Below are 14569 nucleotides of genomic sequence, written 5' to 3' on the forward strand. Positions count from 1 at the left end.
ATCGGACAGGCGGGGGTGGCTCCGGCCGCCCCCGCCCCCTCCGGCACCCTGGCCGCCCGCACCAGGGGACTGCGCAAGGTCTACGGCAAAACCGTCGCGGTGGACCGGGTCGACTTGGACGTGCCGCAGGGCGCGGTGCTGGGCATGCTCGGCCCCAACGGCTCCGGCAAGACCACCACCATCCGGATGCTGCTCGGCCTGGTCCGGCCCACCGCCGGTGAGGTGGAGCTGCTGGGGCACCGGATGCCGGATGGCTCGACCGCGGCGCTGGCCCAGGTCGGCGCGCTGGTCGAGGGACCGGGCTTCCACCCGTTCCTGACCGGCCGGGACAACCTGCGCAGGCTCGGCGCGGCCGAACCGCTGCTGGAGACCAGGGCGATCAAGGGCGCGGTGGCCGACGCGCTGGAGCGGGTGGGGCTCGCGCACGCCGCCGACCGCAAGTTCCGCGGTTACTCCCTTGGCATGAAGCAGCGCCTCGGCCTGGCCGCCGCGCTGTTGGTGCCGCGCAGGCTGGTGGTGCTGGACGAGCCCACCAACGGCATGGATCCGGCCGGTACCAGGGAGATCCGGAAGGTGATGGCGCAGCTGCACGCGGTCGGCACCACCGTGGTGGTGTCCTCGCACCTGCTCGCCGAGGTCGAGGCGACCTGCACGCACGTGGCCGTGCTGCACCAGGGCACCGTGGTCGGGCAGGGGCCACTGGCGGATCTGCTGGAGGCGGGCGCGCCCACGCTGACGGTGTCCACGCCGGACATCGCCGACGCGGTGGAAGCGTTGCGCTCGGCCAGGATTCCCGCGCGGGCCGCTGACGGCGGTGTGCGGGTGGAGCTGACCGGCGCCGAGGCGCCGAAGGTGATCGAGACCCTGGTTCGGGCGGGGGTCTCGGTGCACGAGGCGCATCGGGAACGCACCGGTCTTGAGGAGCTGTTCGCCCGGCTCACCGAGGAGGACGGGGCATGACCGCCACACTCGCCGAACCGACTCCCGCGGCCACCCCGGTCGCGGTGCACACCGGCCCCAAGCAGGCTTCCGCCTGGCGGCTCTACGCCTCCGAACTGCGCTGGATCCTGCGCAGGCCGCGCACCATCGTCGCGCTGGTGCTGATGTCGCTGGTGCCGATCGCACTCGGCATCGGGGTCACCGTGATCGGCGGCAGCATGCCGGGCCGCGGGCCGGGGATGATCATGGCGGCGGTGGGCAACGGGATGGTGCTGCCACTGGCCGCGCTGACCATCTCGATGACCATGCTGCTGCCGCTGGTGGCCACCATGTCGGCCGCGGACGCGCTGGCGGGCGAGGCATCCCACGGCACGTTGCGCGGGCTGCTGATCGCCCCGGTGAGCCGGGTGCGGCTGGTCGCGGTGAAGGCCGCGGGCGTGGCCACCGTGATCGTGATCGCGGTGTCGCTGATCTCGCTGCTGGGCATGCTCACCGGGGTCATCATCGTGGGCGGCACCGAGGTGGTCTCGATCTCCGGCACCACGCTGCCGATCGGGGAGGCCATCGGCAAGATCGGCCTCGCCACCGGCTGGGCCGCCTTCCAGATGATGGCGCTGGCCGCGATCGCGCTGGCGGTCTCCGCGCTCACCGAACACCCGCTGGTGGTGCTGGCCGCCACCCTGGGCGGGCTGATCGTGGTGCAGGTGCTGGGCGCGATCCCTGGCATGGAGTGGCTGCAGCCGTACCTGCTGCCCAACGGCTGGACCGCGGTGGCCGATGTGCTGCGCGATCCGATGCCCTGGGACGGTCTGCTGGACAGCACGGCCAAGGCCGCCTGTTACCTGGTGATCGGGTTGTCGCTGACCTTCCTTCGCATGTCCACAAAGGACGGATGATCAGGCGGGCAGCACCGCGACCGCCTCGGGATCCAGGCGCAGCCGCACCGGATCCCCGGCGGGCGGTGCACCGAGCACCGGCCCGACCGCCTCGACCTCGCTGATCTCCGGCAGATCGGCGAGGTCGAGGCGTACCACCAGGCGGATGTGGTCGGTGCGGTGCACCCGGCGCACGACCAGCCCGCTCAATGGCCCGTCGGCGTCGGTCCGCAGCGCGGCCGCGCGCAGGCCGAGCCGGGCCGGGCCGTCCGGGAAGTCCTGTGCGGCAACGGATCCGACCGCGGAGTCGGCCACGCCGTCGCGCACCAGCGCCGGGATCAGCGTGCCGCAGCCCAGGAACCGGGCCACCTCGACATCGGCGGGCGCGCGCCAGACCGATTCGGGGGTGCCGAACTGGCGGATCCGCCCGGCCGACATCACCGCGACCCGGTCTGCCAGGGTGAACGCCTCGTCGTGGTCGTGCGTGACCACCAGCGCGGTCGCGCCCGCCTTGCGCAGCAACGTGGCCAGGTCCATCGCCAGCTGCTCGCGCAGGGCCCGGTCCAGCGCGGAGAGCGGTTCGTCCAGCAGCAGCAACCGGGGCCGGGGCGCCAGCGCGCGGGCCAGTGCCACCCGCTGCGCCTCACCGCCGGAGAGTTCGGTGACCCGCCGCCCGCCGTAGCCGCGCAGCCCGACCAGTTCCAGCAGTTCCTCGATCCGGACCCGCTGCTCGGCCCTGGGCACCCCGTGCATGCGCAGGCCGAAGGCGATGTTGCCCGCGACATCGCGATGCGGGAAGAGCTGGCCGTCCTGGAAGACCAGGCCGAATCCGCGCCGGTGCACCGGGATCGGCGCCAGGTCGTCGCCGTCCCAGCAGACCGTGCCCGCGGTGGGTTGTTCGAGTCCGGCGATGGCGCGCAGCAGGGTGGATTTGCCACAGCCGGACGGACCGAGCAGGGCGAGCACCTCACCCTCTGCAATGGACAGATCAACCCGGTCCACCGCGGTGGTCGCGCCGTAGGTGACGGTCATGCCGTCGACAGTGAGACCCATCAGAACTCCCCGGTGCCGACTCTGAGCTTCTCGATCACCAGCACCGCCAGGCCGGTCACCACCATCAGCAGGGTGCAGGCCGCGTAGGCCATCGCCTCGTTGAGTTCGCCGGGCCGGGCGATCAGCCGGGCGATGGCCACCGGCAGGGTGGGCGCCTCCGGCCGGGCCAGGAAGCTGGTCGCGCCGAACTCGCCCAGTGCCACCACAAAACCGAACCCGGCGGCGGCCAGCATGGACCGCAGCGCCAGCGGCAGGTCCACCTCCCGCCAGACCCGCAGCGGCCCGGCGCCCAGCGTGGCGGCGGCCTGGCGCAGCCGGTCGTCGATGGCCCGCAGCACCGGCAGCACCAGCCGCACCACCAGCGGGGTGACCACCAGCGCCTGGGCCAGCGGGACCAGCAGCGGCGAGGTGCGGAAGTCGCCGGGCAGGGCGTCCATGGTGACCAGGTAGCCGAAGCCGACGGTCACCGCGGACACACCCAGCGGCAGCATCAGCACCAGGTCGAGGGCCTCCCCCGCGCCACGGCGGCGCACGCGGGAGAGCACGATCGCCGCCAGCAGGCCGATGACCAGCGCGAGCAGGGTGGCGTCCCCGGCCGCGCGCAGCGAGTTGAGCGCGGCCTCGAATCCGGACACGGCCAGCGTGCCCTGGGTGCCGCCGGTGGCCAGCGCCCGGTAGCCGTCGAAGCTCCAACCGTCCGCAGTGGACAGTGAGCGGAGCAGCAGGCCGAGGATCGGCACCAGCAGGGCCAGCACCACCAGGGCAGCGCCCGCGACCACGAACCACTCGCCGCCGTGCGGCTTGCGCAGGCTTTCCTCGGCGGCGCGCAGTTTCAGCTGTGCCTCCCGGCGGCGGCGCGCGACCGCGCCGATGACCAGGGCGGCGATCACCGCGGCGAGTTGCAGCAGGGACAGCGCGGCCGCGCCGGAGAGGTCGAGCAGGTTGACCGTGCGCAGGTAGATCTCGGTTTCCAGGGTGCGCAGCCGGGAGCCGCCCAGGATCAGCACCACGCCAAAAGCGGTGGAGCAGAACAGGAACACCACCGCGGCGGCCGAGCCGATGGCCGGGCCGAGCGCGGGCAGGGTGACGCTGAGGAAGGTGCGCCAGCGGGAGGCGCCCAGCGCGCGGGCGGCGTCCTCGGCCCTGCGGTCCAGGTGCGACCACAGGCCGCCGACGGTGCGCGCGACCACGGCCACGTTGAAGAAGGCGTTGGCCAGCACGATGCCCAGCGCGCCCGCGTCGCCGAGCACCGCGCGGAAGGCCAGGCCCACCACCACGGTGGGCAGCACGAACGGAATGGTGATGGCCAGCCGGACGAAGCCGCGCCCGCGCACCTGGCAGCGGGCGAGCAGGTAGGCCACCGGCATCCCGGCCAGCAGCGCGACCGCGGTGGCCGCGGCGGCCTGGCCAAGGGTGAAGGCGACCAGGTCCCAGGTCGCCGGGTCGGCCAGGGTCTTGCCGACCCCGGTGCGACCCAGCCCCAGCCCGATGATCGCGGCCACCGGCCAGGCGAAGAAGACGGCCAGGAAGCCCAGCGGCACCGCCGCCGCGACACTGAGTCCGATGCGGGCCGCCCGCCCCGTAGCTAGCCCTGAACGAGCTTGCGCCACTGCTCCACCCAGCGCTCCCGGCCCTCGGCGATCTTGGCCGCGGGCAGCGTGGCGGCCGACTGCGGCTGCGGCGCGACCTGCTGCCACACCGCGGGCAGCGCCACACCCTCGCGCGCCGGGTAGACATACATCTGCTCGGCGACCTGGGCCTGGAACTTCTCGCCCAGCAAGAAGTCGACCAGCTTGCGCGCGGCCTCGGGCTGCTTGGCGCCCTTGAGCACGCCGGTGTACTCGACCTGCCGGTAACAGGTGTCCAGCAGCGCCTTGGTCTTCGGCTTGCCGTCCGGCCCGACCTCGGCCGCGGGTGAGGAGGCGTAGGAGAGCACGATCGGCCGGTTTCCCTTGCCGCCCACCGAGAACTCCTGCTTGTAGGCGGTCTCCCAGCCGTTGACCACCTTGACCCCGTTGGCCTTCAACCGGTTCCAGTAGCCCGGCCAGCCGTCCTCGCCGAACTTGGCCACCGTGTTGAGCAGGAAGGCCAGGCCGGGTGAGGAGGTCGCCGGGTCGGAGACCACCAGCAGGTCCTTGTACTTCGGGTCGGCCAGCTCGTCCAGGGACTTCGGCTCGGCCAGCCCCTTCCGCGCGAAGTAGGCCAGGTCGACGTTCATGCACACATCGCCCAGGTCGACCGCGGACAGCGCGCCGGAGCTGTCGGCGGCGTAGCGCTGCGGGCCCTTGGCCGCCTCCGGGCTCTGGTAGGACTCCAGCAGGCCGTTGTCGATGGCCCTGGAGGCGAAGGTGGAGTCCACGCCGAAGACCACGTCGCCGAGTGGGTTGGCCTTGGTGAGCACCAGCTGGTTGGTCAGCGCGCCCGCGTCGCCCAGCGCCCGCTGCTCCACGGTGATGCCGCTCTGCTTCTTGAACTCGGCGAACAGGCCCTCGCTGACCGCGAAGGACTCGTGCGTGAGCAGCACCACCTTGGTCTCGCCGGGTGGGGCCGGGGTGGTCCCGGAACCGCCGATCAGCGAGCAGCCGGTGAGCATGGCAAGGGTGGTGACCAGCGCGAACGCGGTCGTGGTGCGACGCAAAGTTCCTCCTGACGCAATCCCTACACCGGCATGATCCGGATCAGGTGCGGACGGTCGAGAGCTGACCGCTCTCCTCTCAGCCCGGCTACACCGGACTCCCGTGGCATCTAGGGGCTAGACCTTACGCCGGGTCGCGCGCGGGCACCCGCACGAGGACCATGAAGGCATGGCCGAACTGCTGAGCGATGACCAGATCCACGACCACCTGCTCCGGCTGCCGCAGTGGCTGGCCGAGGGCACCGCACTGGTGCGCACGGTCGAACTGGACAGCTTCCCGCAGGCCATCCAGGTGGTGAACCGGGTGGCGGAGATCGCGGAGAACGACAACCACCACCCGGACATCGACATCCGCTGGCGCACCCTGACCTTCCGCTGCTCCACCCACTCCAAGGGCGGCATCACGACGCTGGACGCGGCCCTGGCGCAGGAGATCGACGGTGTGATCGAGGCGATCGCGGGCTAGCTCCGGAACGGCCCGGTGACCTCGTAGGTGATGCCACCGCTGCTGGACCCGCTGGTGCCGCGCTGGGAGGAGAAGTAGAGCCGGTTGCCCGCCGGGCTGAACGCGGGTCCGGTGATCTCCGACCCGCTCTGCCCGGTGATCCGCAGGAACGGCGCGACGATGCCTGCCGGAGTGATGAGGCAGATCTCCATGTTGCCGCCGTCCTCGGCCACGAACAGGTCGCCGCTGCTGGTCCCGGTGACGTTGTCCACCCCGGTCAGCGGCGCGGCGCCGCCGGTGACCAGGTTGTCGTCGTAGGTCAGGCTGATCGAGCTGGTGCCGGCGTGGTACGCCCAGACCCGGTTGTCGCCCTTGGTGGTGAACCAGCAGGTGCCGCCCGCGTAGTAGCAGCCCTCACCGCCGTTGAAGCGTTTCGCGCCGACGACCTGGTTGCGGGTCGCGGTCGGGCTGCCGTCGACGTCGCCGACAACACCCCAGGTCACCGGGCCACTGGTCTGCGAACTGGTGCCCTTGAGCACCTCAAGGGTGCCACTGGAGAGGTCGCCCCAGGTGGTGGGCTTGAAGCGATAGAAGCAGCCGTCCGGCACGTCCTCGGTGAGGTAGACGTAGCCGTGGTCGGGGTCGGCGGCGCAGGCCTCATGCTTGAACCGGCCCATCGCGGGGCGGCGGATGGCGGCCTTGACGCCCCACGGGTCGGTCTCGTAGACGTAGCCGCGGTCGACCTCCTCACAGGACAGCCAGGTGTTCCAGGGGGTGGCGCCCCCGGCACAGTTGACGTTGGTGTTGGCCAGCGTGCGGTAGGCCCCGGTGATCTGGCCACTGGCGTTGAACTTGACCGCGCCGACCCCGCCGGTGCTGGACACCTCGCTGTTGGAGACGTAGATCCAGCCGCTGCCGTCGACGAAACAGGCCCCGCCGTCCGGCGCCGGGTGCCAGGTGTAGCCGGTCCCGGCCACCTGCTGCCCGGTCCGCGCGATGACCCGGCTGGTGAAGCCCTGCGGTAACTGGATGCCGTTGCCGTCCGCGGCCAGCAGTGGACCGTACGGACTGGCCCCCGGCTGCGCGCCATCGGCGAAGGCGTCCCGCCAGGCCGCCCCGCCAAAGGCGGCGGCCGCGGCGCCGACCACGGCGACCCGCAAGAAGTTGCGTCGTTGCACGGTGAACTCCCGTCAGTTCGGGTGACACTCAGGAGTCTTGCGAGCGCCAAGGGTCACCGGTACCGGCAAAAGTCCGGTGAACGAAAGGTGAAGCGCGACACAAGGATGGCCGTCGGCGAAGCACTGTCCACAGTGGACACAGGGGGACAGGCACGCCGAGTTTGGCTATGGTCGTGGACGTGTCTGAACCCGAGCGTCAACTCGTCAGGCCCACTGTCCACGCGGTCGTCCTGCACGGCGACCGCCTACTGGTGCGGCGATCCAGTGATGCCCCGGAGGGCACCGGCTACGCCTTCATCGGCGGCCAGTGCGCCCCGGGCGAGACCTTCGAAACCCGGCTGCGCCAGGCGATCGACGAGCAGACCAGCACCCGGTTGGTCCAGTCCGAGTACCTGTTCGTGGTCGAGCACTTCTTCACCGAGGCGGACCAGCCCGCGCACGCGGTCGAGCACTACCTGTGGGCCTCGGTGGACCGGGTCGCGGTGAGCGGCCGCACCCCCGGCCACGACTACGAATGGCTGCCACTGGCCACCCTGGCCGAGTCCGACCTGGCCCCGCACCCGGTCCGCGACCTGATCGCGGCCGGCAGGCACCGGGACCCCAGGCACCTGGTGGTCCGGGACGGCGAACTGGCCTGATCAGTTCACGCACGGGCAGGCCCAGCGGCGATGCCAGTGCGGGGCCTCGGCCGACTCCCGGATGCCGAGCCGGTCGAAGACCTCCCTGGCCTCCCGCCAGGCCCGGTGCGCCGCGGGCTGGTCGCCTGCCGCCGCGTGCGCCGCGCCCACGTCCCGCAGGGTCCGGGCCCGCCACGCCGGCAGCCGCAGCTCCGCCCAGCCCGTCAGCGCCAGTTCCAGGTAGCGCAGCGCGGGTTCGACCTGGCCCTGGGCCAGCCTGCTCTCGCCAAGGGTGCGGTGCAGCAGGGCCAGGCCGAAGGTGTCGTGCAGGGCCTGGCTGGTCTGGGCGGCGCCGAGCAGGGCGGCCTCGGCCTGTTCGGGGCGGTGCTGGCGGATCCAGACCTTGGCCAGGGCCTGGGTGGTGTAGCAGCAGAGCAGGTCGTCGGCGACCGCGCTGACGATGCGGTGGCTGCGGCGGCAGTACTCCTCGGCCTCGTCCCAGCGGTCGGCGGCGCGGTGCACCAGGCCGATGCCGCGCAGGGCCAGCGCCTCGCCGCGTTCGTTGCCCGCGGCGCGGTAGGAGCCCGCCGCGGCGGTCAGGGTGTCGATGGCCTCGGGGTCCTCGCCGAGTTCGCGGTGGGCGTAGCCGATGCCGTACAGGGCGTGCGCGACGCCTTCCTCATCGCCACTGGTGGCCAGCATGTCCCTGGCCCGGCGCAGGGCAGGCAGCGCGGCGGCGTGGTCGGCGAGTTCGCGGCCGACCATGCCGATGCCGTTGAGCGCGACCGCCTCGCCCCTGGTGTCGCCGACCTCGGTGAACAGCGCCCGCGCGGTGCGGAAGTGGGTGCGGGCCAGTTCGTAGCGGTCCCGTTTGTAGTGCAGCTGGCCCAGGCTGCACTCCAGCGCGGCCTCGCCCCTGCGATGGCCGGTGCGGCGCAACGCGCTGATCGCGGCCTCGTGCGTGCGGGCCCAGCCGTCGTAGCGGTTGCGCACCGCGAAGAAGCTGAACACCAGCGCCTCGGCCAGTGCCGCCGCCAGCTCGGCCAGGTCCAGTTCGGCGGCCCTGGACACCGCGGCCACCAGCGCGGGCTCCTCCTGCTCGAACCAGCGCTCGGCGCCGGTGATCCGCGGCCGGGGCTGGCTGCTCAGGTCGGTGTGGCAGAGCCGGGGCACCGCGGGCGGCAGCGGCTCGGCCAGCTCGTCCACCGCGGCCAGCAGCGCGGTCACCGCCCTGCGCACCGCCTCCCGCCGCTCCCCCGCGGTGTCCTCCAGCTCGGCGCGTTCCCTGGCGTGCAACCGGACCAGGTCGTGCATCCGGTAGCGCAGCGGCTCGGCAGGCGCGCTGCTGACCTCGATCAACTGGGCGTCCACCAGCTGATCGAGGACGTCCTCGGCGGTCTCCTCCGGCTCGCCCAGCAGCGGCGCGGCCAGCCAGCCCGGCAGGTTGCCGTAGCCCAGCGTGCCCAGCAGCCGGTACGCGCGCCTGCTCGGCTCGTCCAGGCCCAGGTAGCTCACGGCCAGCCCGGTGCGCACGGCCAGATCGCCGACGGACAGCTCGTCCAGCCGCCGCTGCTCGTCCCGCAACCGGCCCAGCAGCCGGGACACCGGCCAATGCGGGCGGGCGGCCAGTTTCGCCCCGGTGATCCGGATCGCCAGCGGCAGGTACCCGCACAGCTGCGCCGCCTCGGCCACCGCCGCGGCCTCGGCACTCACCCGCTCCGCGCCCAGCAACCGCGTGAACAGCTCCCGCGCGTCCACCGGCGGCAGCACGTCCAGCGCGACCCGGCGCACCCCCTCCAGCCCGGACATCCGGTGCCTGCTGGTCACCAGCACCAGGCAATCCGCGCCGCCGGCCAGCAGCGGCCGGACCTGGCTGGCCCGGGCGGCGTCGTCGAGCACCACCAGCATCCGCCGCCCGGACAGCTCGGCCCGCCACAGCGCGGCCCGCTCCCGCAGCCCCTCCGGAATCCGCTCACCCGGCACCCGCAGCGCGCGCAGCAGCGCGTCCAGCACCTCCTCCGGCGCGAGCGAGCCCAGTTCGACGAAGAGCTGCCCGTCCGGGTAGCGCGGGGCCAGCCGGTGCGCGGCCCGCACCGCCAGCGCGGTCTTGCCCACCCCGGTCGGCCCGTCCAGCCACCACACCGGCAGCACCCCGGAGTCCCGGCCACCCACCGCGCACAGCCGGGTCAGCTCGGCGGCGCGGCCGGTGAAGTCCGGCACATCACGCGGCAGGTGGTTGCGGCTGACCGGCGCGGGAGCGGACGCGGGACGGGGTTCGGCGAGCAGTTCGCGGTGCAGTCGTTGCAGTTCCGGGCCGGGTTCCACGCCGAGTTCGGCCACGGTCAGCGCGCGGGCCTCGTGGAAGACCCGCAGTGCCTCGGCCCGCCGTCCGCCGCGGTGCAGCGCGGTCATCAGCTGGGCGCGCATCCGTTCCCGCAGCGGGTGTTCGGCGAGCAGCGCGGGCAGTTCGGTGACCAGTTCGGCGTGCCGGCCCAGCCGCAGGTCCGCGTCCATCCTGGCTTCCAGGGCGGCCAGCCGTTCCTCTTCCAGCCCGGCGAAGAACCGCTCCCGCATCCGGTCCGAGCCGATGTCGGCCAGTGGCCTGCCCCGCCACAGCGAGAGCGCCCGGCGCAGCAGGATGCCCGCCTGCTCGGGATCGGACTCGCGCCGGGCGGCCGCGGTCCAGGCCCGGAACCGGTGCAGGTCAACCTGATCCGGCCGCACCGACAACACGTAGCCGGGCGGACTGTGCCGCAGTGGCACGGCGAGCAGCTGACGAAGGTGCGAGATGTGCACCTGGAGGGCCTTGCGCGCGTTCGGCGGCGGCGACTCGCCCCAGACCGCGTCGATCAGCCGGTCGGTCGGGGTGATCACGCCGGGGTTGAGCAGCAGCAGGGCCAGGATCTGCCGGGCGCGCGGCGGCGGCTGTTCCTTCGGCAGCCCGGATGACCAGATCTCCACCGGACCGAGAATGCGAAATTCCTCCACCATTGGCCCCCGGCGCAGACGGCTGAACGGCCATTGTTGGGCCCGATTCAACCGGTTGTCTGCCCCCGAGGGTCGCCCCGCGCACTCAAGAACCTGATATCGAAACGATCAGCCGGGCGGATTCGAGACCCCAGCCGCCCGGCTGACCATTCCCGCGCTGCCCTTACGGCCTGGTGCCGCCGTAGAAGGTGCTCCCGCTGAGCGTGCGGGTGACCCGGCGGACCGCGTTCTGCTGATTGCCCTCGATCATCTTCACCGTGCTGCCGGAGCGGGATTCGATGATGCCGATGTGCGTGCTGGTGGACGGGGACGACGGTCCCGTCCCGAACAGCAGCACATCACCCTTGACCGCCGAACCCAGGTTCGCCTTGCTGTAGGACTTGCCGTTGCGCTGGCCCCACTTGTAGACGTCACCGGTGAACGGGTACTGCGGGATGCTCACCCCCGCCTTGCGCCAGACCCAGGTGCTGAACAGGGCGCACCAGGCCACACACATCGAGGAGTACTTGGTGCAGTTGCTGCCCGCAGGCCGTTCCCCATTGCCCAACTCGGCGGCGGCGAACCGGATGATCTGGTCCCGGTTCGCCAGCGTGCCCGCGGGCGCGGCGGCCACCGGCACGGTGTCAGGCTGGGTGGCCGTCGTCCTGGCCGCGTCCTGGGCCAGAAACTCCCGCAGCGCCTCACCGGTGAGCGGGCGGCCGTCCAGATCCTCGACCGCGAGCACGGCGGGCGCCACGGTGTCCGGATCCTCCGCCGCGATCGCCGGGCCGGTGACCACGGACGAGGCCAGCACCAGGCTGACCCCGACCCCCAGTACGGTCAGACCGCGAACGAGGCGCCGCGGGATGATCTTCTCCATGGCAGGTTTCCCCTCATCGGCATCACCGCGCTTTCCGCGGCGAAGTCAGGGTCGACCAGCCCGCCTAATACCCAGCAAAGAAACGGTTAAGCTCCCGTTCGGGTGAGGCCCGGCAAGTTTGCGCACTGAAGAAGGACTGGCACTGAGAGCGCTCCCCAACGATTCGCCCACGTGTGCCCGCCGCCGCCTTTCGCCGAGGTCGCGCTGAGCACGTTCTGCTCGCTGGATGGGTGGCTCAGACGTTGAACCGGAACTCCACGACGTCAGCGCTTGTACGGATCGATCAGTGTCAGTGGTGTCCGGGCTGATTCCAGGGCTGAAGCCGGAAAAGCGGAGCCGACGGTGTAGAAACGGGCGCGGGTACGACCGACCGGTGTCAGGATGCCTGCCATGACCAGGTCCCGCAGGTCACGTTGGGCTCGCTGCAACCCCAGGTCCTCGGCTCGTTCGTAGCGCGTCCGGCGCACCCGGCCCGACATCGCCACGTCATGCAGCGCCGACACCACCCTCTGCTCCAGCCCTCGGGCCTCCGCGAACTCACCGAGCAGAACCCACACCCGGCTCGAACGATCCAGTCGGCCACGCACGGTCTGCGCCTGCTGGTGATACGCGGTGAGATTGAAGCGGACCCAGTCAGAAACGTCCTGGCCGGGGAGGTAGGTCGCCCCTCGGTGCTGCAGTTCGCGGTAGTACTCCCAGGTATTGCCAGGCCGCCCCAGCCAAGCCTCGATTGAGGAGAACTCAGGGGCCAGTTCTCCCTCTCTCGCGATCATGAGTGTTTGGAGGGACCGGGACATGCGGCCGTTGCCGTCCGCCCACGGGTGAATGGAAACGAGATGCAGATGCGCCATGGCAGCCCGTACCAGCGGATGGCTGCCGTCATCCGTGTTCAGCCACTCGACCAGCTCACCCACCAACGACGGCACGTCGACCGCATCCGGCGCCGTGTACACCGCGATGCTGGGGTCACGCGCGTCCGTCACGTACACCGCACCATGGCGCCATTGCCCGGCCGGCTTCCGCCGAGTGTGCCGGTGCCCCTGCAGCATCCAGTGGAGCGAGTTGAGGAACTCCTTGCCATAACGGAAGTCCGAGACATCGTGAAGCGTCTGAATGTAGGTCATCATCCGCTGATAGGCGAGCGTCTCGTCGCGATCTTCCTCGGAGACGTCGACGTCCCGCTCGCCCTCCAGGAGGTCCTCGACATCGACCGTGGACACTTTGAAGCCCTCGATCGAATTGGAGGCCGCAACCGCGTCAGCTGTCAAGAACTTGCGCAACCCCTCAGCCCATTTGGCCGGAGTGTTCCGCACCTGCTGGTGCAACGAGCGACGAAGGCCGTCGATCTCCCCAAGGACGCGCTGGTCCTCAGCGTTGAGAGCAGGTGTGGGGTAAAGCATGCCCCAACGATAGATTGACGCAATCATTACGTCAATGCGTCAGGCCGGACCGCGAGGCCCGCCCCTGCCCGTCAGACGTTGAACCGGAACTCCACCACGTCGCCGTCGACCATCACGTAGTCCTTGCCCTCGATGCGCACCTTGCCCGCGGACTTCGCGGTGGCCATCGACCCGGCCTCCATCAGGTCGGCGAAGGAGACCACCTCGGCCTTGATGAAGCCGCGCTCGAAGTCGGTGTGGATGACGCCGGCGGCCTGCGGGGCGGTGGCGCCCTGCGGGATGGTCCAGGCGCGCGATTCCTTGGGGCCTGCGGTGAGGTAGGTCTGCAGGCCCAGGGTGTGGAAGCCGGCGCGGGCCAGGGAGTACAGGCCGGGTTCGTGCTGGCCGATGGACTCCAGCAGTTCGGCGGCGGACTCCTCGTCCAGTTCCAGCAGTTCGGACTCGACCTTGGCGTCCAGGAAGACGGCGTCGGCGGGGGCGACGAGTTCGCGGAGTTCCTTGAGGCGGGCCTCGTTGGTGAGCACGGACTCGTCGGCGTTGAAGACGTAGAGGAAGGGCTTGGTGGTGAGCAGGCTCAGCTCGCGCAGGTCCTCAAGGTCGACTTCCTTCTGCGCGGCGAACATGGTCCGGCCGCTGTCCAGGATGTCCTTGGCCTGCTTGGCCGCTTCCAGCACGGGGCGGCGGTCCTTCTGGGTGCGGGCTTCCTTCTCCAGCCGGGGGATGGCCTTCTCCAGGGTCTGGAGGTCGGCCAGGATCAGCTCGGTGTTGATCGTCTCGATGTCCGAGCTGGGGTCGACGCGGCCGTCCACGTGCACCACGTCCGGGTCGTCGAAGACCCGGATGACCTGGCAGATCGCGTTCGCCTCGCGGATGTTGGCGAGGAACTTGTTGCCAAGGCCCGCGCCCTCGGAGGCGCCCTTGACGATGCCTGCGATGTCCACGAAGGACACCACGGCCGGGACCTCACGTTCGGAACCGAACACCTTCGCCAGCTGGCCGAGGCGCGCGTCCGGCAGCGGGACCACGCCGACGTTGGGCTCGATGGTGGCGAACGGGTAGTTCGCGGCCAGGACGTCGTTGCGGGTCAGCGCGTTGAACAGGGTGGACTTGCCCACGTTGGGCAGGCCGACGATGCCGAGGGTGAGGCTCACGACCAGCCAGTCTAAGGGGTGGCCCGCAGCCACTCGTCCAGCAGGCCACGCAGGTGCTCGCACTCGGTCGCCGGGTGCTCGGCAACGCAGTTCAGTGGATGCCGGAGCAGGTCGCTGGCGCGCTGGGCGCGGGCGATCCGGGCCTGGAGTTCGGCCACGTGCGCCTCGATGATCCGCTGCCATCGCGCGCGGTCGGCCAGCAGCAGCGCGCCCAGGTCGTCCAGGCTCAGGCCGAGTTGCTGACCGGCCTGGATGAAGGCCAGCCTGCGCAGGCCGTCCTCGTCGTAGTAGCGCGCGTTGCCCCGGCGCTGGGCGGGGGTGAGCAGGCCACGGCGTTCGTAGTAGCGCAGGGCCGAGGTGGCCAGGCCGAGGCGGGCGGCGGCCTCGCCGATCGGGACCAGGGTGTCCATCCCGGCATCTTGACTTGAA

General features: G+C 71.3%; 13 protein-coding genes and 1 riboswitch. Of the genes, 4 read left to right on the forward strand and 9 right to left on the reverse strand.

The features are described 5' to 3' along the window. Together ACTOWY_RS32350 and ACTOWY_RS32355 are read left to right on the forward strand one after the other, a co-directional pair. The gene (locus ACTOWY_RS32350; RefSeq protein ID WP_441313459.1) at positions 1–960 is read left to right on the forward strand and encodes an ABC transporter ATP-binding protein; all 960 of its coding nucleotides are present in this window, start codon (positions 1–3) and stop codon (positions 958–960) included. Continuing rightward, positions 957–1835, forward strand: a complete 879-nt coding sequence (locus ACTOWY_RS32355; protein ID WP_441313391.1) for an ABC transporter permease — start codon at positions 957–959, stop codon at positions 1833–1835. The genes ACTOWY_RS32350 and ACTOWY_RS32355 overlap by 4 nt, the downstream gene beginning before the upstream one ends. On the opposite strand, the gene ACTOWY_RS32360 is transcribed toward ACTOWY_RS32355, so the two are convergent. From ACTOWY_RS32360 to ACTOWY_RS32370, 3 genes are read right to left on the reverse strand one after another with little or no spacing between them, the layout of a single operon-like run. Then, positions 1836–2867, reverse strand: coding sequence for an ABC transporter ATP-binding protein (locus ACTOWY_RS32360; RefSeq protein ID WP_441313392.1), 1032 nt, complete (start codon positions 2865–2867; stop codon positions 1836–1838). Then, entirely contained in the window at positions 2867–4477 is a 1611-nt protein-coding gene (locus ACTOWY_RS32365; RefSeq protein WP_441313393.1) for an ABC transporter permease, read from the reverse strand. Before ACTOWY_RS32365 ends, ACTOWY_RS32360 begins: the two co-directional genes overlap by 1 nt. Further along, positions 4453–5460 carry a thiamine ABC transporter substrate-binding protein gene (locus tag ACTOWY_RS32370; protein ID WP_441313460.1) on the reverse strand — a complete coding sequence of 336 codons (1008 nt, stop codon included), beginning with the start codon at positions 5458–5460 and terminating at the stop codon, positions 4453–4455. The genes ACTOWY_RS32365 and ACTOWY_RS32370 overlap by 25 nt, the downstream gene beginning before the upstream one ends. Before the next feature lie 44 nt (positions 5461–5504). Beyond that, positions 5505–5617, reverse strand: a riboswitch (TPP riboswitch). 54 nt (positions 5618–5671) lie between these two features. Between ACTOWY_RS32370 and ACTOWY_RS32375 the strand changes: the two genes are divergently transcribed. Further along, positions 5672–5968: a 4a-hydroxytetrahydrobiopterin dehydratase gene (locus ACTOWY_RS32375; protein ID WP_247756263.1), complete on the forward strand. Its 297-nt coding sequence runs from the start codon at positions 5672–5674 to the stop codon at positions 5966–5968. On the opposite strand, the gene ACTOWY_RS32380 is transcribed toward ACTOWY_RS32375, so the two are convergent. Then, positions 5965–7125: an alkaline phosphatase PhoX gene (locus ACTOWY_RS32380; protein ID WP_441313394.1), complete on the reverse strand. Its 1161-nt coding sequence runs from the start codon at positions 7123–7125 to the stop codon at positions 5965–5967. The genes ACTOWY_RS32375 and ACTOWY_RS32380 overlap by 4 nt on opposite strands. A 179-nt stretch (positions 7126–7304) precedes the next feature. On the opposite strand from ACTOWY_RS32380, the gene ACTOWY_RS32385 reads away from it, so the two are divergent. Then, positions 7305–7763 (forward strand): NUDIX domain-containing protein, encoded by a 459-nt coding sequence (locus ACTOWY_RS32385; protein WP_247755818.1) that lies wholly within the window; start codon positions 7305–7307, stop codon positions 7761–7763. Here the strand turns inward: ACTOWY_RS32385 and ACTOWY_RS32390 are convergent, their stop codons facing one another. From ACTOWY_RS32390 to ACTOWY_RS32410, 5 genes are all read right to left on the reverse strand, one after another. Beyond that, a complete protein-coding gene (locus ACTOWY_RS32390) occupies positions 7764–10703 on the reverse strand; it encodes a BTAD domain-containing putative transcriptional regulator (protein ID WP_441313395.1) in 2940 nt (979 codons plus the stop codon). It abuts the gene before it with no gap. A 190-nt stretch (positions 10704–10893) separates the two neighbouring features. Next, complete coding sequence (locus ACTOWY_RS32395; protein WP_441313396.1) at positions 10894–11589, reverse strand: CHAP domain-containing protein; 696 nt, start codon at positions 11587–11589, stop codon at positions 10894–10896. Positions 11590–11852: 263 nt separating this feature from the next. Then, on the reverse strand, positions 11853–12989 hold the full coding sequence (locus ACTOWY_RS32400) for a Fic family protein (protein ID WP_441313397.1): 1137 nt from the start codon (positions 12987–12989) through the stop codon (positions 11853–11855). Positions 12990–13060: 71 nt separating this feature from the next. Further along, positions 13061–14140 (reverse strand): redox-regulated ATPase YchF, encoded by a 1080-nt coding sequence (gene ychF, locus ACTOWY_RS32405; protein ID WP_441313398.1) that lies wholly within the window; start codon positions 14138–14140, stop codon positions 13061–13063. 11 nt (positions 14141–14151) lie between these two features. Then, entirely contained in the window at positions 14152–14550 is a 399-nt protein-coding gene (locus tag ACTOWY_RS32410; RefSeq protein ID WP_441313399.1) for a MerR family transcriptional regulator, read from the reverse strand. Positions 14551–14569: the final 19 nt, after the last annotated feature.

It is taken from the genome of Crossiella sp. CA198 (assembly GCF_052078295.1).
In the GTDB taxonomy this organism is placed as follows: domain Bacteria; phylum Actinomycetota; class Actinomycetes; order Mycobacteriales; family Pseudonocardiaceae; genus Crossiella.

Excerpts from the sequence above, each read along its gene's own strand:
- ACTOWY_RS32355 (WP_441313391.1), top strand. The coding sequence starts at position 957 with ATGACCGCCACACTCGCCGAACCGACTCCCGCGGCCACCCCGGTCGCG.
- ACTOWY_RS32360 (WP_441313392.1), bottom strand. The coding sequence starts at position 2,867 with ATGGGTCTCACTGTCGACGGCATGACCGTCACCTACGGCGCGACCACC.
- ACTOWY_RS32370 (WP_441313460.1), bottom strand. The coding sequence starts at position 5,460 with ATGCTCACCGGCTGCTCGCTGATCGGCGGTTCCGGGACCACCCCGGCC.
- ACTOWY_RS32375 (WP_247756263.1), top strand. The coding sequence starts at position 5,672 with ATGGCCGAACTGCTGAGCGATGACCAGATCCACGACCACCTGCTCCGG.
- ACTOWY_RS32395 (WP_441313396.1), bottom strand. The coding sequence starts at position 11,589 with ATGGAGAAGATCATCCCGCGGCGCCTCGTTCGCGGTCTGACCGTACTG.
- ACTOWY_RS32400 (WP_441313397.1), bottom strand. The coding sequence starts at position 12,989 with ATGCTTTACCCCACACCTGCTCTCAACGCTGAGGACCAGCGCGTCCTT.
- ACTOWY_RS32410 (WP_441313399.1), bottom strand. The coding sequence starts at position 14,550 with ATGGACACCCTGGTCCCGATCGGCGAGGCCGCCGCCCGCCTCGGCCTG.